The organism is Pseudomonas sp. SJZ131 (genome assembly GCF_007828705.1).
GTDB lineage: Bacteria > Pseudomonadota > Gammaproteobacteria > Pseudomonadales > Pseudomonadaceae > Aquipseudomonas > Aquipseudomonas prosekii.
Genome location: NZ_VIVC01000003.1, coordinates 74,547 through 91,988 on the forward strand (window position 1 = coordinate 74,547; position 17,442 = coordinate 91,988).

Genomic DNA, 17,442 nt, shown 5'->3' on the forward strand with positions numbered 1-17,442 from the left:
AAGCAATCTACTTCATGCCACAGGACTCAACGCTTGGCGATGATGTAAACCGCGTGCACGATCCCAGGAATATAACCGCACAACGTCAGCAGGATATTCAGCCAGAACGCACCCGCGAAACCGACTTGCAGAAACACACCCAGGGGCGGCAACAGAATGGCGATGATGATTCGAATAAAGTCCATGGGGCAGCTCCTGAATTAAGTTGGCTCGTGTGAGCCACACACCCAATCGACCTGCGCCGTTCGTCAGGGTTCACTCCGAATCGTGTCCTGATGCCAGTATCTCGATGAATCAGCGGACAAAAAAACGCCCCACGCCAAAAGAATCAGGCATGGGGCGATGCGTTATTACCGCGAGACGGTTCGGAAATTCGTGTAGGGCGGTTCTGATCAGACGGCAATCCCTTTGCGGCATTGCAGTTGCGCGGTGCGTACGCGGGAGAAGGCGCGGGCCAGGCGCAGGAGCATTTCGTCGATGTTGGCTTTGCTGACGGTGAGCGCAGGGGTGAAGCGCAGGCAGTCGGGTTGCGCGGCGTTAAGCAGCAAACCTTCGTAGAGCGCCGCTTTGACGACGGCGTCCGCTGAACCTTCTGACAAGGTCAGTCCCCAGAGCAGGCCTTGTCCACGCAGTTCGCCGTGGGCATAGCGATGGGATAAACGCCGCAGACCTTCACTCAGGTGCTGGCCGGTGTCCTCGACGTGGTCAAGGAAGCCTTTGTCGTCTACGGTGTCGAGCACTGCCAGGCCGGCAGCGGTCATCAGTGCATTGCCATGGTGGGTGCCGGTCATTTCGCCGAGTTCGAAACAGCAGGCTTTGCCGCGCGCCAGCAGTGCCGCCAGTGGTACGCCGCCGCCCAGCCCTTTGCCGAGCACGACGATGTCGGCGCGCACGTCGCTGGATTGTTCCGCGAGCAAGCTGCCGCAGCGGCCAATCCCGGTTTGCACTTCGTCGAGGATCAGCAGAATTCCGAGTTCGCGACACAGGCGTTCGACGCCTTTGAGGTAATGCGGGTCGGCGGGAATGACGCCGGCATCACTCTGGATCGGCTCGAGCATGATCGCCACGGTTTGCGCGTCTACCGCTGCGTGCATCGCCGGCAGGTCGTTGAACGGCACGTGGCTGAACCCCGGCAGTTGCGGTTCGAAAAGGTTGGCGAGGTTGGAACTGTCCGACGCCGAGATCGTCGCGAGACTACGCCCGTGGCAGCCATTTCTGGCGACGATGATCCGCGAGGCACCACTGCGATAGCGCTGGCCCCACTTGCGTGCCAGTTTGATCGCCGTTTCACAGGCCTCGCTGCCGGTGTTCAGCAGGTACGCCTGATCGCTGCCGGTGCTGCGGCAGAGGCGCTCGGCGAGGTTGAGCATGCCGCGGTTATGCAGGCCGAAACCGGGATTGATCAGCGCTTGAGCCTGATCGGCAATGGCCCTGACCAACACCGAAGCGCTATGGCCCAAGCTGTTGGCGCCGCCGCCCTGGGTGAAATCCAGATACGCGCGGTCGTCGCTGTCCCACAGCCACGAACCCTGCCCACGCACGAATATCTGCTTCGGCCGCTCGACGCTGGGCATCAGGCACTCGCTGGAAAGGTTGTCGTTGCAAATCGGTTTGGCCGCGTCCATCGCCAAGTCGTCGAGGCTGCGCGGGCTGGCTGGACTGCGGCGCAGATTGAACAGATTCATCGCAAACAACCTCCGTTGAGGTCCTTTGCGGTGTCTGTGTAAAAACCTATGTAAAAACCATCGCTGCAAACGCTATTCATCGCGCTTTCCGGCCCTGTAAGCCTTGTGAATGCGGTTAGACTAGGCGCCGGCACGGCCGTGAGCCATTTCGATTTCACAGCATTTTCGATAAGTGTTACTTATGGATTTCAAGCAACTGCGTTATTTCGTCGCGGTCTACGAAGAGGGCCATGTCGGCCGGGCTGCCGAGCGACTGTCGATCTCGCAACCGGCGCTGTCGCAACAGATCCGCCATCTCGAACAAAACCTCGATGTCAGCCTGTTCGAGCGCAGCAGCAAACGGCTATTGCCGACGTTGGCCGCGCACACGCTGTACAACCACGCGCTGCCGCTGCTGGATGGGATGCAGCGGGCGCGAGAAGCACTGGGCAATTTCAAGGGCCAGGCGTTGCGCACGCTGGCAATTGGCGTGTTGCAAACGGTGCACACCAGTCTGGTCCCGCAGATGCTCGAACGGGTGCGCAAGGCGCAGCCGCATCTTGTCGTGCAGATCTACGAATTGACCGGCCTGGAGATTGAGCGGCGCCTGCTCAACGGTTCTCTGGACATCGGCATCAGCTATCTGCCGCCACGTCAGCCGGGACTGCATGGCGTGCTGCTGTACGAAGATGAACTGACGCTTGTCATCCCGGCGGAGCATCCGTTGCGCGAATTCAAGAAAGTCTCGATGAGTCAGGCGGCCGAGCTGCCGATGTTGCTGCTGGGCGAGGAATTTCAGCTACGGCAGATCTGGCAAACGCAACTGGCCAACCTCGGTCGGCGGCCGCAGGTGCAGGCAGAACTGAACAACATGGCGGGCATTCTCGACAGCTTGCCGCATACGCGGCTGGCGACCGTGCTGCCGGGGCGCTCGCAAAAAGCTTTGGGCAACCATGAGCTGCTGTGGAAACCGATTACCGAACCGCGTGTGCCGCTGAACGTCGGTTTGGTTTGTCGAGATGTGCAACGACAGCAGGCCTCGTTGGCGCTGTTGCAGACATTGCTGGAAGAAGTGCTGAGCGGACCGGAAGATCGCTTGGTCGGCCCGACGAAACCGGCCTGATGGCTGGGCCGAGCACTTTTCTGCAGGCAAAAGAAAACCCCGCCGAAGCGGGGCTTTGCAGACTGTTTCCCTGACATCCATTTCACTCCGCCGTCCTGGCAGAATCCTACGTGTCCGTGTTGTTGCTTTGCGCTTCCTGCGCGACGTCCATGTGAAGAAGATTAACTGTGGATCCAATCGGCGCCAATGGGAGAACAGCAGCACGTCATGTAAGAGATTGCTTACATGACGTTACACGGTCAGAACTGCGCCGCGTCGAGCAGGAACAGCGACTCGCTGCCGGCCTTCACCGAGGCGCTCAACGAGTGAATACGCGGCAGCAGACGGGCGAAATAGAACCGCGCGGTGCCCAGTTTGCTGGCGTAGAAATCATCCTGAGCTTCTTTGCCGAACGCCGCTTTGGCCATCAGCGCCCACATGTAGGCGTAGGAAACGTATCCAAACGCTTGCAGATATTCGACCGACGCCGCGCCGATTTCATTCGGGTTGTTTTTCGCCCGGTCGAGCAGCCACGAAGTCAGCTCATCAAGCGTGGTTACCGCGTCGTTCAACGGCTTGGTGAACTCCGCCAGATCGGCGCTGGCCGTTGCGGTGAAGTGGCGGATTTCGTCGGCGAACAGGTTATAGAGCGCCCCGCCGCTGCCCACGATTTTGCGCCCGACCAAGTCCAGCGCCTGAATGCCGTTGGTGCCTTCGTAAATCTGCGTGATGCGCACGTCGCGCACCAGTTGCTCCTGGCCCCACTCGCGGATGTAGCCGTGGCCGCCGAAAATCTGCTGGCCATGCACGGTGGTTTCCAGGCCCAGATCGGTGAGGAACGCCTTGGCCACTGGCGTCAGCAACGCCACCAGATCTTCGGCACGTTTGCGCGTGGTCGGGTCTTCGCTGAACTTCGCGGTGTCCAGTTGCATCGCCACGTAGGTCGAGAACGCGCGACCGCCCTCGTTCGAGGCTTTCATGGTCAGCAACATCCGGCGCACGTCCGGGTGGACGATGATCGGGTCAGCGACTTTGTCTTTGTTCTGCGCGCCGGTTGGCGAACGGCTTTGCAGACGATCGCGCGCGTATTCGATGGCGTTCTGGTATGAACGCTCGCCGGTTGCCAGGCCCTGGATGCCGACGCCCAGACGCTCGTAGTTCATCATGGTGAACATCGCCGCCAAGCCTTTATTCGGCTCGCCGACGATGTAACCGACGGCTTCGTCGAAGTTCATCACGCAGGTCGCGGAGGCCTGGATACCCATTTTGTGTTCGATCGAACCGCAATTCGCCGGGTTGCGCGCGCCGAGGCTGCCGTCGGCGTTGACCATGAATTTCGGCACGAGGAACAGCGAAATGCCTTTCGGACCGGCCGGCGCGTCGGGCAATTTCGCCAGCACCAGGTGGATGATGTTTTCGGTCAGGTCGTGCTCGCCACCGGTGATGAAGATTTTGGTGCCGCTGACTTTGTAGGAACCGTCGGCCTGAGGCTCAGCCTTGGTGCGGATGATCCCGAGGTCGGTGCCGGCGTGCGGCTCGGTCAGGCACATCGAACCGGCCCAGACGCCGGCGTACATGTTCGGCAGGTACGCAGCTTTCAATTCTTCGCTGGCGTGGGCGTTGATCGACAGGCAGGCGCCGGCCGTGAGCATCGGGTACAAGCCGAACGACAGGCTTGCGGAGTTGACCATTTCTTCGACTTGCGCCGAAACCGCCTTGGGCATGCCCATGCCGCCGTAGGCCGGATCGCCGCCGACGCCAACCCAGCCGCCCTCGGCATAGGTCTGATAAGCCTGTGGGAAACCTGCCGGCGTGGTGACGGCACCGTCCGCCCAATGGCAACCTTCTTCGTCGGCCGCGCGGCTCAGTGGCGCGATGCTTTTGCTGGTGACCTTGCCCGCTTCTTCGAGAATCGCTTCGACGGTTTCGGCGTCGACGGTGTCGGCCAGTGCCGGCAGTTCGGCCCAGAGTTTGGCGACTTCGAACACTTCATTGAGGACGAAGCGCATATCGCGCAGGGGCGCTTTGTAGTCAGCCATGGCAAACCTCGCAGGATCTAAACAGGTGATTCACAGGAAATGTGTTTTGAGTGGGCCCGAGTGTAACCCAACAACTTTTACGACACATAGGGTCAGCTCATGACCGATTTGTAATTTTTAGTCACTGAGATTTCAGCTGAATTATTGTTGAATGGCAGAACGGCTTCGCGGGCAAGCCTCGCTCCTACAGGTTCTCGGTGCATGCAAATCTCGCGAACAACTCAAAACCGTAGGAGCAAGGCTTGCCCGCGATGCTTTTTATGGGCACGCCATCAAAGCGCAAACATCTGCGCCGGCAGTTTCATCAAACAATCACTCCCCGCCTCGATCGCCGCCCGATGCGCGGCGGTGCGTGGCAGCAAGCGCTTGAAGTAAAACTCGCACGTCGCCAGTTTCCCGCGCAGGTAATCGGCATCGCCGCTGCCCGCGTCCAACTGCTGTTGCGCCGTCAGCGCCATGCGCAGCCACAAGTAGCCGAGGATGATGTAGCCGCTGTACATCAGATAATCCACGGACGCGGCGCCGACCTCGTCGGCATTCTTCATCGCCGCCATGCCGATCTGCGTAGTGACTTCGCCCCACTGCTGGTTCAAGCCATTGAGCTGCGCGACGAACGCGCCCAATTGCGGATGGTCCGCATTCGCTGCGCAGAACTTATGGACGATTTTGGTGAACCCGCGCAGCAGTTTGCCCTGGCTGCCGAGCACTTTGCGCCCGAGCAAATCCAGCGCCTGAATGCCGTTGGTGCCTTCATAAATCGGCGCAATCCGGCAGTCGCGCACCAGTTGCTCCATGCCCCATTCGCGGATAAAACCGTGGCCGCCGAAGACCTGCATGCCATGGTTGGTCACTTCCAGGCCGGTGTCGGTCATGAACGCTTTGCAGATCGGCGTGAGGAACGCCAACAAATCCTCGGCGTCCTGCCGCGCGGTCGCGTCGGCGCTCAGATGCGCGGCATCGAGTAATTGCGCGGTGAAGTAGGTCAGCGCCCGGTTGCCTTCGTTGAAGGCTTTCATGGTCAGCAACATGCGCCGCACGTCGGGGTGGACGATGATCGGGTCGGCGGCTTTTTCCGGGGCTTTGGCGCCGGTCAGCGAGCGCATTTGCAGGCGATCGTTGGCGTATTTGATCGCGCCCTGAAAGCTTGCTTCACCCAGACACAAACCTTGCATGCCGGTGCCCAGGCGCGCGTGGTTCATCATGGTGAACATGCAATTGAGGCCCTTGTTGGCCTCGCCGATCAGGAAGCCTTTTGCCTGATCAAAGTTGAGCACGCAGGTGGCCGAGGCCTTGATGCCCATTTTGTGCTCGATGGAACCGCAGGAAACGCCATTGCGCTCACCCGCATCGCCCTCGGCGTCGGGTAGGAATTTAGGCACGATAAACAGCGAAATGCCTTTGGTGCCTGCAGGAGCATCCGGCAGTTTCGCCAACACCAGGTGGATGATGTTGTCGCTCAAATCGTGCTCGCCGGCGGAAATGAATATCTTGCTGCCGGTGATCGCGTAACTGCCGTCGGCGTCAGGCACCGCGCGGGTCTTGATGATTCCCAGGTCGGTGCCGCAATGCGCTTCGGTCAGGCACATGGTGCCGGTCCACTGGCCGGCCGTCAGTTTGCTCAGGTAGGTGTTTTTCTGCTCTTCGGTGCCGTGGGCGTGGATCGCCGACATTGCGCCGTGGGTCAGGCCGGGGTACATGCCCCACGAGGTGTTGCTGGAACCGACCATTTCGCTGATGACCAGCCCCAGCGAACTCGGCAACCCTTGGCCACCGTACAGCGGATCGGCCGCCAAACCGTGCCAGCCACCTTCGACATATTGTGCGAAAGCCTGCTTGAAGCCTGTAGGCGTTGTTACCACGCCATTGTCGAAATGGCAGCCTTCTTCGTCACCGCTGCGATTGAGCGGCGCGAGGACGTTTTCACAGAATTTCGCGCCTTCTTCGAGGATCGCGTTGACCATGTCCGGGCTGGCGTCAGTCGCGCCCAGCGCGGCGTAGTTGCGGTGAAAGTCGAAGACGTGGTCGATCAGAAAGCGCATGTCGCGCAGGGGAGCTTTGTACTCGGGCATGGTCGTTTCTCCGGCAGCAGATCAGCCAAACCTACTGCCGCGCACCACGCCTCACAATCACAGTCCAGACGCTGAATGCGCCATCATCACTCAACCCGCAGCGGCGTCCATGCGCACCGCGCCACGGCGGCTCTGGCCGAACGCGACGACGCAATTGCGCCCGGCACCCTTGGCGCTGTAGAGCGCTTCGTCAGCCGACTTGAGCACTTGTTCGGGGGTGCGCTGCTCCAGACGCTCGGCGACGCCGATGCTGACCGTCACCGAAACACTGGACGCGCCGGAGCCGGCTCGACGCTGACGCCCTTGCTGGTCGTCCTGCGGACGGTCGGGGTTGCGCAGTTGAATGTTGTAGCTCGCAATCGACTCGCGGATGACTTCCAGGTGCGGCATGCACTCTTCGAGCGTCTTGCCCGCAAACACCAGGGCGAATTCCTCGCCGCCGTAGCGATATGCCCTACCGCCACCGCTGATTTTCGACAGTTTGCTGGCGACTAATCGCAGCACCTGATCGCCAACGTCGTGGCCGTGGGTGTCGTTGAATTTCTTGAAATGATCGACGTCGCTCATCGCCAGCACGTAATTGCGCCCCAGCCGCTGCATGCGCTCGTTCAAGGCGCGGCGACCCGGCAAACCGGTGAGTTCGTCGCGGAAGGCCATTTGGTAGGCTTCGTGAGCGACTGCCGATGCAATCATCAACATCACTTGGCTGCACATGATGTTCAGGGTAAACGGCAGGATGAAGGTTTTCGGCAACATCCAGAACAACCCGAGCAAACCGACCAGTTGCGCAGCGTGCAGCGGTCGCGGGTGGCGCCAGTATTGCCAGGCCAGCAGCACAAACGCGGCGATGAACACCGGATAGGACAACTGGATCAGGCTCATCCACGCGCCGTGCAACGCCGGCCAGCGAATCTCTGATAACCACATCAGCAACGCCTGCGGATAACTTTGCTCGATGCCCAGCGCCACGCTGCCGAACGCCAGCAACACGGCGAAACGCGCCACCATGTCCTGAAACAAATGCGTGCGTTCCTGCCACGCCGCAAATAGCCCGAACAACAGCGGCAGCAGCAGACAACAGAGATGGAACACCACCGCCGCGTCTTCGCGAACCTGGCCGTTGTCGCGGTAATAGTCGGTCTGGGTGTCGAGCAAAAAGTAGGCGATGTACACCGTGACCATCAGAAACAGTTCGCGCTGACGTCGGTAAACCGCGCAATACGCGCCGCCGAGCAACAGCACCAAGGTCGGCAGCACGTTGAACAGCGAGGTGAAAAAGACGTTGAGATCCTTGATATACGCAGCCGAAAGCCCTGCGAGCAGCAGCAGGAGTGAAGGCAGGAAGTGGCTGAAACGTACAGCGGAAGAACGCGGCAAGGGGTAAAGCTCCGACCCGGCAAACAAAGATGGCATTGTGCCTGCAATTGGCGCAGTTAAGCACATGCAATGTGATGTCTGTCACACCGCCCTCTCTATAACGGCAGGTTTCGGCGATTTCTTAGCGTTGCAGTCGGGAATTATTCAGCGCAGCAATCGACGTTTTGCGCAGGCACAAAAAAGCCGCTGCTCTGGAAAGAGCAGCGGCTGGTTGAAGCGACCGCGCAGGGCTTAGTAACCCAGGGCGAAGTCTTCTTCTTTCATGTCCATCAGGTTGCCAGCGCCCGACAGCATGGTTGCCACGTGGGTGCGGGTACGCGGCAGGATGCGCTGGAAGTAGAAACGCGCAGTCTGCAGCTTGGCGGTGTAGAAGGCTTCTTCGGAAGTGCCGGCCGCGAGTTTCTCGGCTGCCAGACGTGCCATGTCAGCCCAGAAGTAAGCGAGGCAGGCGTAACCGGAGTACATCAGGTAATCCACCGACGCCGCGCCGACTTCTTCGCGATCTTTCATGGCGGCCATACCGACCTTCATGGTCAGCTCGCCCCACTCTTTGTTCAGTGCAGCCAGCGGCGTAACGAATTCCTGAACGGCTTCGTTACCTTCGTTGGTCTGGCAGAACTTGTGGACGATCTTGGTGAAGCCTTTCAGGGCCTCGCCTTGAGTCATCAGCACTTTACGGCCCAGCAAGTCGAGTGCCTGGATACCGGTGGTGCCTTCGTACAGCATCGAAATGCGGCTGTCGCGAACGTTCTGCTCCATGCCCCACTCGGCGATGAAGCCGTGGCCGCCGTAGATTTGTACGCCGTGGTTGGCGGATTCAAAACCGACTTCGGTCATGAAGGCTTTGGCGATTGGAGTCATGAACGCCAGCAGTGCGTCGGCTTTCTTCTTCTCTTCTTCATCCACGCCGTATTTGACGATGTCGACTTGCTTGGCGGTGAAGTAAACCATCGCGCGGTTGCCTTCGGCGAACGCCTTCATGGTCAACAGCATGCGGCGTACGTCAGGGTGGACGATGATCGGGTCAGCGGCTTTTTCCGGCGCTTTCGGGCCAGTCAGCGAACGCATTTGCAGGCGATCGCGAGCATATTTCAGACCGCCCTGGAAGCCGATCTCGGCGTGCGCCAGACCTTGCAACGCAGTGCCCAGACGCGCGGTGTTCATGAAGGTGAACATGCAGTTCAGGCCTTTGTTCGCCGGGCCGATCAGGTAACCGGTGGCCGCGTCGAAGTTCATCACGCACGTGGCGTTACCGTGGATACCCATTTTGTGTTCCAGGGAACCGCAGGTCACCGCGTTGCGCTCGCCGATCGAACCGTCAGCGTTCGGCATGAACTTCGGCACGATGAACAGCGAGATGCCTTTGGTGCCGGCCGGTGCATCCGGCAGACGGGCGAGCACGATGTGGACGATGTTGTCGGCCATGTCGTGTTCACCGGCCGAGATGAAAATCTTGGTCCCGGAAACCTTGTAGGAACCATCGGCCTGAGGTTCAGCCTTGGTGCGCAGCATGCCGAGGTCGGTGCCGCAGTGCGGTTCGGTCAGGCACATGGTGCCGGTCCATTCGCCGGACACCAGTTTGGTCAGGTACGCGTCTTGTTGCTCAGGCGTGCCGTGCTCGGAAATGGTGTTCATCGCGCCGTGCGACAGGCCTGGGTACATGCCCCACGACCAGTTGGCTTCGCCAACCATTTCGCTCACGGCCAGACCCAGCGACTCCGGCAGGCCTTGGCCGCCGTGCTCGACGTCGTGCGCCAGGCTCGGCCAGCCGCCTTCAACGAATTGTTTGTAGGCTTCTTTGAAGCCAGTCGGGGTTTTAACCCCGGACTCGCTCCAGGTGCAGCCTTCGGTGTCACCCACGCGGTTCAGCGGAGCCAACACCTGCTCACAAAACTTGGCGCCTTCTTCGAGAATGGCGTCAACCATGTCCGGAGTTGCGTCTGCGCAAGCCGGAAGGCTCGAATAATGCGCTTCGTAGCCGAGCAGCTCGTCACGAACGAAGCGAATATCACGCAAGGGGGCCTTGTAGTCAGGCATAGCGATAAACCTCTGCTGATGTAACCGGGAATGAACGACCGCATTGATTTGTTGTGACGGTCAAACAGTTGTTTGAAACATACGTTTACGCCCAAATCTTGTCAAGCGCCGATCTTTTGCCGTTCGTCATCACGCCCGCCTTCATAACGGCCACACAGCCGCGCACCGCCGCCGACATCGCGCCATGCCGCAGACAAAAGATTAGTTGAGGAAGAAAGACTTACGCAGAAAAACGCCGCGAAGATTCGCGGCGTTGGGGAAGCGGATCGAGCAAATAATCAGGCGTAAGTATCAATCAGCGTGCCGAGCACTTCATCGGAAGCCTTGGCGACTTTTGCCCCAAGCTCGACCTGCAACTTGCCCTGAGACATCTCGACCATATCGCTGGCGAAGTCCGAGCGCTGACTGCGATCAACCGAACGCAGGCGATCGACCTGTACATCCGAAGACTGACCGACCGGCACCCGTTCAACCGCAGCGCCGGCGATCTGGCCAGCAGCCTGATCGATACGGTTCTGCCCAGTCTGGATAGTGTTCAGACCGGCATAAAAAGCGCTGTTACCTGAGATTTCCATGGGAGAACTCGTCCTGTGAAGGATCAACAGCGGCCATTGAACCAGACGCACCGGCAAAACACCCGACAAAAACACTAATGGCACAGTGCCTTGCCATAGGCAAAAACATTAATCGAGCAAGTCCAGTTGCAGATGCTCCGCCACCGCTTCCGCCGATAACGCCTTGAGTTTCGGCACTCGCCCCAGGCACGGCGCGGGGATGCGCTCGGCCAGTGTCGAGAGGTTCTCCTCCAGCCGCGAAGTCTTCGGCTCGATGATATTGGCCACCCATCCGGCCAACTGCAGCCCGTCATTGGCAATCGCTTCAGCCGTCAACAGCGCATGGTTGATGCAGCCCAGCCGCACGCCGACCACCAGAATCACCGGCAGCTTCAGCGCCATCGCCAGGTCCGACAGATTGTCCTGATCGGCCAGCGGCACGCGCCAGCCACCGGCGCCTTCGATCAACGTGAAATCGGCCTGCATCTCGAGAATCTCGCGCATCGGCGTCAGCAACGATTGCACGGTCAACGCTAGGCCCGCCTCGCGCGCCGCCAGATGCGGGGCGATTGCCGGTTCGAACGCTACCGGGTTGACCTGCGCATAGGTCAGCGGCAGCGAACATTGCGCCAGCAACGCCAACGCGTCGGCGTTACGCAAACCTTTCGGGGTCACCTCGCAGCCAGACGCCACCGGTTTGCCTGCCGCCGTGCTCAAACCAGCCGAACGCGCGGCGTGCAGCAAACCGGCGGCGACCGTGGTCTTGCCGACGTCAGTGTCAGTGCCGGTGATGAAATAAGCTGCGCTCATAGGGGTTTCTCCAACACGGCGTAAACCACTTGATAAGTCGCCGGCAATCCCTGCGCCTGACGAAACTGCTCATATCCCTCGATCAAACCGAGGACCCGCGCCCGGCCAGTCAAACCGCCGGGCCGCCCGGGATTCAAATTGTGCGCGCCGAGGGCTTTGAGCTCATGGGTCAGGCTGCGCACGTCCGGGTAATGCAGCACATGTGCAGCATTTTGCAGACTGACAACCTTCAAGCCACTGGCCGCGCACAGTTGTTGATACGTCGCGAACTCGCGGAAACGGTTCACATGCACCAGCCCATCCACCTGCCGCCAGCTATCGCGCAATTCGTACAGCGTGCCGACACAGAGGCTAGCAAACGCAAAAACCCCGCCCGGTTTTAACGCCCGGTTCGCTTCGCTGAGCACCGAGGCGAAATCCGCACACCACTGCACCGCGAGGCTGGAGAAGATCAGGTCGCAGGTCGAATCCTGCAGCGGCAGACGCTCGGCATCACCCGCGATGAAATGCGTGGCGCCGCCCAATGGCCTGGCGTGCTCAAGCATGCCCTCGGCGATGTCCAGCGCCACACCGTGCGCCGCCGCAAAACGCCGCGCCAGCGCCCGACTGAAATAACCGGTGCCGCAGCCCAGATCCAGCCAACGCTGCGGCGAAAAATCCTCCGGCAAACGGCTCAACAATTGGTTGCCAACATCGCGTTGCAGCTGCGCGACGCTGTCGTAACTGCCCGCCGCGCGGGAAAAGGACGCCGCGACTTGGCGCTTGTCCGGCAAAGCGCCGGGCAGCCGTGGATTGGATAAATCAGTCATCACCGCACTCATGCAAAAAAGCCTGGATCGCCCCGGCCACGCCGTGAGGGTCTTCCAGGAGAAACGCGTGGCTGGCCTGTTCAATCAGGCCGATTTCGACATCCGGCAGCAACACCAGCAATTCGCTTGCTGCTTCTGCGGGAACCAGCGCGTCGAGGCCGGCGAATAAATGCAGCTGCGGGCCACGAAACGCCTGCAACGCCTGGCGGGTGTCCAGTTGCGCGAGAATTTCCAGGCCGCTCATCAACACCTGCGCCGAGGCGTGCGGCGCACCGCCGAGCAACAACCGCGACAACCCGCGCGGGTCTTCGGCGCCTTGCGCGCAAAGCAGCGAAAAGCGTTTCAGGGTCATGCGCGGGTCAGTGCTGCAACCAGCGAGGAAGGCATCGAAGGTTTCGCCGGGCATCGCGCTCGGCCACTGCTCATGGGCGACGAATGCAGGATTGCTCGCCAGCGTCAGCAAACCGCAGCAACGATCGCCGCGCCGCGCCGCCAACTCGGAGGCGAGCATGCCGCCCAGCGACCAGCCGCCGAGCCAGGCATCCTGCGGCACGCTCGAATCGAGCTCGTCGAGCCATTCTTCAAGATCGCCCGATTGCAGCTCCGGCAACGGCTCGATTTCCACGTGCAAATGTTCATCGAGCCCTTGCAGCGCTGCGGCCAAGGGCTCCAACGGCGAAATCCCGAGGCCCCAGCCGGGCAGCAAAATCAGACGATCACGCATGGCTTGGCTCCGGTCCCAGTTGTGCATAACAGTCGGCCAGTCCCTCTAACAATAGCTGCACCTGCGCCTCGCTGTGCGCCGCGCTCAGGGTCACGCGCAAACGGGCGCTGCCGGCGGGCACGGTCGGTGGGCGGATCGCGGTGACCATCAAGCCGCGTTCGCGCAACATCTGCGACAGGCGCACGGCGCGGCCGGCATCGCCGATCATGATCGGCTGGATCGGGGTGAAGCTGTCCATGAGTTCCAGGCCGATCTGTTCGGCGCCTTGGCGAAATTGACGGATCAGCACATTGAGGTGCTCGCGCCGCCAATGCTCGCTGCGCAGTAATTCGAGACTTTTCAGCGTCGCGCAGGCCAGCGCCGGCGGTTGGCTGGTGGTGTAGATGTACGGACGGGCGAACTGGATCAGGCTTTCGATCAGATCGTCGCTGCCGGCGACAAACGCGCCAGCCGTGCCGAACGCCTTGCCGAGGGTGCCGACCAGCACCGGCACATCCTCCTGGCTCAAGCCGAAATGCTCGACGATGCCGCCGCCGCTCGCACCCAGCGGACCAAAGCCATGGGCGTCATCGACCATCAGCCACGCGCCTTTGGCTTTGGCTTCGCGGGCCAGCGCCGGCAGATCGGCGATGTCGCCGTCCATGCTGAACACGCCGTCGGTGACCACCAGCGTATTGCCGGTGGCTTTCTCCAGACGCTTGGCCAGACTGTCGGCGTCGTTGTGCAGATATCGATTGAACCGCGCCCCCGACAACAGGCCGGCATCCAGCAACGAGGCGTGGTTGAGCCGGTCTTCGAGCACCGTGTCGCCCTGCCCGACCAGCGCGGTGACCGCGCCGAGGTTGGCCATGTAGCCGGTGGTAAACAGCAGCGCACGCGGGCGCCCGGTGAGGTCGGCCAACGCTTCTTCCAGTTGGTGATGCGGCGTGCTGTGGCCGATCACCAAGTGTGAAGCGCCGCCACCGACGCCCCAACGGGACGCGCCGGCGCGCCAGGCTTCGATGACTTGCGGGTGATTGGCCAGGCCCAGGTAATCGTTGTTGCAGAACGCTAGCAATGGCTGGCCATCGACCACCACTTGCGGGCCTTGCGGGCTTTCAAGCAATGGGCGCTGGCGATAAAGATTGTCGGCACGACGGGCAGCAAGGCGTGCGGCGAGATCGAAAGACATGCAGGCCTCGACTATCAAATGACACGGTTCCCTTGTAGGAGTGAGCCTGCTCGCGATGGCGTTGTGTCAGGCGACATCATTATTGGATGTCATACCGTTATCGCGAGCAGGCTCACTCCTACAGGGGTTTTGCATTTTTTCAGCAGGAACGCGGAAAGGCTTCAAACAGCGGCGTTATAGAACTGCTCGCTGCTTTTCTGCTCGACCAGCGCTTGCTCGATAGCGGCCTGATGCACCTCATCGGCGTGCTCTTCGCGGGCTTCCGGCAAAATCCCCAGGCGCCCGAACAGTTGCATGTCCTTGTCAGCCTGCGGGTTGGCGGTGGTCAGCAGTTTGTCGCCGTAGAAAATCGAGTTGGCCCCGGCGAAAAATGCCAGCGCCTGCATCTGCTCGTTCATCGCTTCGCGGCCGGCGGACAGACGCACGTGAGATTGCGGCATGAGGATGCGAGCGACCGCGAGCATGCGGATGAAGTCGAACGGGTCGATGTCATCGGCATTTTCCAACGGCGTGCCAGCGACTTTCACCAGCATGTTGATCGGCACCGATTCCGGATGCTCCGGCAGGTTGGCCAACTGGATCAGCAGATTGGCGCGGTCATCCAGCGATTCGCCCATGCCGAGGATGCCGCCCGAGCAGATCTTCATCCCCGATTCACGCACGTAGGCCAGCGTTTGCAGGCGTTCGCTGTAAGTGCGCGTGGTGATGATGCTGCCGTAGAACTCCGGCGACGTGTCGAGGTTGTGGTTGTAGTAATCGAGGCCGGCCTGGGCCAGCGCTTCGGTCTGGTCCTGGTCGAGGCGGCCGAGGGTCATGCAGGTTTCCAGGCCCATGGCTTTCACGCCTTTGACCATTTCCAGCACGTATGGCATGTCTTTGGCCGACGGGTGTTTCCACGCCGCGCCCATGCAGAAACGCGTCGAGCCAATGGCCTTGGCGCGCGCAGCCTCTTCGAGGACCTTCTGCACTTCCATCAGTTTTTCTTTTTCCAGCCCGGTGTTGTAGTGGCCGGACTGCGGACAATATTTGCAATCTTCCGGGCAGGCGCCGGTTTTGATCGACAGCAGCGTCGAGACTTGCACGCGATTGGCGTCGAAATGCGCGCGGTGCACCGTCTGCGCCTGAAACAGCAGGTCATTGAATGGCTGTACGAAGAGTGCTCTGACTTCGGCCAAAGACCAGTCATGACGCAGGTTTGCAAAGGTGCTGGCGCTCATAGGTGTTTCCTTGTTTATGCTTGGCTGGCGCCGGGGAATGGAATACCCACAGGCGCGACACGGATGTTCGGCATATTTAAGGAAGAGCGATGCGCTGTCAACCACGATACAAAGGACTGGTTTACATCTGGTTAAAAAACAAACAGCGGTGTTTGTTATGTTCGGAAATCGCCGAAGAGGCGTCAGCCATCTGTTCAGCCTGCGAAACCGAGCTGCCCTGGCTCGGCGAGCAATGCCGCACCTGCGCCCTGCCGCTGCCCGCGTCCGGGCTGACGTGCGGGCAATGTCTGCGGCAACCGCCCGCGTTTGAACAAGTCGCAGCGCCGTGGAGTTACAGCTTTCCGGTGGACACGCTGATCACCCGTTTCAAACACGGCGCGAAGTGGCCGTTTGGCCGCCTGCTTGGCGAACTTCTCGGGCAATACCTGCAACATCGCTTCGATGAAGACCTGCCACGACCGGATGCCCTGGTGCCGGTGCCGCTGGCGACTCAACGTTTGCGCAAGCGCGGGTTTAATCAGGCTGCCATGCTTGCGCGCTGGTTGAGCGAACAGCTGCAGATCGCCTGCGATGAATCGTTGTTGCTGCGGGTTCAGGACACCAGCGCGCAGCAGGATCTGAATGCCGAGGCGCGCCAACGCAACTTGCGCCACGCCTTTGCGCTGGCGCCGAATGCGTCAGTCGCCGGCCGGCATCTGTCGCTGATCGATGACGTGCTGACCACCGGAGCCACCGTGCAAACCTTGGCCAAGCTGCTGATGAACGCCGGCGCCGCACGGGTCGACGTCTACTGCCTGGCCCGCACGCCCAAACCCGGCGATGTCATCTAGCTCACACAAAGCCCCTTGTAGGAGTGAGCCTGCTCGCGATAGCGGTCTTCCAGCCAAAAACCTGTGACTGACAGATCGCCATCGCGAGCAGGCTCGCTCCCACAGGGATTGCGGCGTGACTTGACTCCCGCGCTACAAGCCGCCAACTTCCCTGCCATCACCACCGCCCAAAAGCACCTCGCCATGTCCCTGCCCACCTTGCTCTCCCAGCACATCGTTCGTCGCCCGCAGCGCATCGCGTTGCTGCAACACATCGCCGAACAAGGCTCGATCACCCGCGCCGCGAAGAGCGCGGGGCTGAGTTACAAAGCCGCGTGGGACGCCATCGACGAGCTCAACAACCTCGCGCAAAAGCCTTTGGTCGAGCGCAGCGTCGGCGGCAAGGGTGGCGGCGGTGCGCGGTTGACCCGCGAGGGCGAACGGGTCTTGCGCCTGTATCAAAAGCTGCAAGCGTTACAGGCTCAAGTGCTGGAAGCGGCGGAAGATGCCAGCGACCTGGATTTGCTCGGGCGGTTGATGCTGCGCACCAGCGCGCGCAATCAATTGCACGGCACAGTCATGACGATTGAAGCCCAGGGGCGCAACGACCGCATTCAGCTGCGACTGGCGGAAGGTCTGAGCATCGACGCGCAAATTACCCACGACAGCACCCTGCGCCTGGAGCTGCAAATCGGCACCGAAGTCGTCGCGCTGATCAAGGCCGGTTGGCTGAAATTGTCCGCGCCCGAGCACAACGCAACACCCGGCGACAATTGCCTGCAAGGCCTTATCGAAGAAATCCTCGACGCCGAAGACGGCCCCAGCGAAGTGCGCATCAGTTTGCCCAACGGCCAGACCCTCTGCGCCCTCGCTGAGCCCCTGCACTTGAAAAACCAAGGCCTGACCGCCGACAAACCGGTGCAAGTGCAGTTTTCCCCGTCCAACGTTTTGCTCGGCACCCCGCTCTAGCCCAACGGCCCCACAACCCTTGTTACACCGATCGTGGCAAGACAACTGCAACAAAAGCTTCATCGACCATGATTAAGGTGACTGCAAAAAC

At 60.7% G+C, this 17,442-nt stretch carries 15 protein-coding genes; 3 read left to right on the forward strand and 12 right to left on the reverse strand.

The genetic code is table 11. The features are described 5' to 3' along the window. Positions 1-26: 26 nt before the first annotated feature. Both FBY12_RS14515 and FBY12_RS14520 read right to left on the reverse strand, forming a co-directional pair. Complete coding sequence (locus FBY12_RS14515; RefSeq protein WP_007904205.1) at positions 27-185, reverse strand: YqaE/Pmp3 family membrane protein; 159 nt, start codon at positions 183-185, stop codon at positions 27-29. 207 nt (positions 186-392) lie between these two features. Further along, the gene (locus tag FBY12_RS14520; RefSeq protein ID WP_145253408.1) at positions 393-1,685 is read right to left on the reverse strand and encodes an aspartate aminotransferase family protein; all 1,293 of its coding nucleotides are present in this window, start codon (positions 1,683-1,685) and stop codon (positions 393-395) included. A gap of 181 nt (positions 1,686-1,866) precedes the next feature. Here FBY12_RS14520 and FBY12_RS14525 point away from each other — a divergent pair, with 181 nt between their 5' ends. Next, complete coding sequence (locus FBY12_RS14525) at positions 1,867-2,787, forward strand: LysR family transcriptional regulator (RefSeq protein ID WP_145253410.1); 921 nt, start codon at positions 1,867-1,869, stop codon at positions 2,785-2,787. Between the two features lie 239 nt (positions 2,788-3,026). Here the strand turns inward: FBY12_RS14525 and FBY12_RS14530 are convergent, their stop codons facing one another. From FBY12_RS14530 to bioB, 10 genes are all read right to left on the reverse strand, one after another. Beyond that, the gene (locus FBY12_RS14530; protein ID WP_145253413.1) at positions 3,027-4,805 is read right to left on the reverse strand and encodes an acyl-CoA dehydrogenase C-terminal domain-containing protein; all 1,779 of its coding nucleotides are present in this window, start codon (positions 4,803-4,805) and stop codon (positions 3,027-3,029) included. Between the two features lie 272 nt (positions 4,806-5,077). Continuing rightward, positions 5,078-6,874 carry an acyl-CoA dehydrogenase C-terminal domain-containing protein gene (locus tag FBY12_RS14535; protein ID WP_145253415.1) on the reverse strand — a complete coding sequence of 599 codons (1,797 nt, stop codon included), beginning with the start codon at positions 6,872-6,874 and terminating at the stop codon, positions 5,078-5,080. 90 nt (positions 6,875-6,964) lie between these two features. After that, positions 6,965-8,251, reverse strand: coding sequence for a GGDEF domain-containing protein (locus tag FBY12_RS14540; protein WP_121732474.1), 1,287 nt, complete (start codon positions 8,249-8,251; stop codon positions 6,965-6,967). Between the two features lie 231 nt (positions 8,252-8,482). Further along, positions 8,483-10,288 (reverse strand): phenylacyl-CoA dehydrogenase, encoded by a 1,806-nt coding sequence (locus FBY12_RS14545; RefSeq protein WP_109521079.1) that lies wholly within the window; start codon positions 10,286-10,288, stop codon positions 8,483-8,485. Positions 10,289-10,566: 278 nt separating this feature from the next. Then, entirely contained in the window at positions 10,567-10,863 is a 297-nt protein-coding gene (locus FBY12_RS14550) for a pyrroloquinoline quinone biosynthesis protein PqqE (RefSeq protein ID WP_092277185.1), read from the reverse strand. Positions 10,864-10,971: 108 nt separating this feature from the next. Then, positions 10,972-11,652 (reverse strand): dethiobiotin synthase, encoded by a 681-nt coding sequence (gene bioD / locus FBY12_RS14555; RefSeq protein WP_145253417.1) that lies wholly within the window; start codon positions 11,650-11,652, stop codon positions 10,972-10,974. Then, the gene (gene bioC, locus FBY12_RS14560; protein WP_145253419.1) at positions 11,649-12,461 is read right to left on the reverse strand and encodes a malonyl-ACP O-methyltransferase BioC; all 813 of its coding nucleotides are present in this window, start codon (positions 12,459-12,461) and stop codon (positions 11,649-11,651) included. Before bioC ends, bioD begins: the two co-directional genes overlap by 4 nt. Further along, positions 12,454-13,185: an alpha/beta fold hydrolase gene (locus FBY12_RS14565; protein WP_145253421.1), complete on the reverse strand. Its 732-nt coding sequence runs from the start codon at positions 13,183-13,185 to the stop codon at positions 12,454-12,456. The genes bioC and FBY12_RS14565 overlap by 8 nt, the downstream gene beginning before the upstream one ends. Further along, positions 13,178-14,356 (reverse strand): 8-amino-7-oxononanoate synthase, encoded by a 1,179-nt coding sequence (gene bioF, locus FBY12_RS14570; protein ID WP_145253423.1) that lies wholly within the window; start codon positions 14,354-14,356, stop codon positions 13,178-13,180. Before bioF ends, FBY12_RS14565 begins: the two co-directional genes overlap by 8 nt. A gap of 161 nt (positions 14,357-14,517) precedes the next feature. Beyond that, positions 14,518-15,573, reverse strand: coding sequence for a biotin synthase BioB (gene bioB / locus FBY12_RS14580; RefSeq protein ID WP_121732469.1), 1,056 nt, complete (start codon positions 15,571-15,573; stop codon positions 14,518-14,520). Between the two features lie 89 nt (positions 15,574-15,662). Here bioB and FBY12_RS14585 point away from each other — a divergent pair, with 89 nt between their 5' ends. Then, positions 15,663-16,403, forward strand: a complete 741-nt coding sequence (locus tag FBY12_RS14585; RefSeq protein WP_145253428.1) for a ComF family protein — start codon at positions 15,663-15,665, stop codon at positions 16,401-16,403. 183 nt (positions 16,404-16,586) lie between these two features. Next, a complete protein-coding gene (locus FBY12_RS14590; protein ID WP_145253430.1) occupies positions 16,587-17,351 on the forward strand; it encodes a TOBE domain-containing protein in 765 nt (254 codons plus the stop codon). The last annotated feature ends 91 nt before the right edge of the window (positions 17,352-17,442 follow it).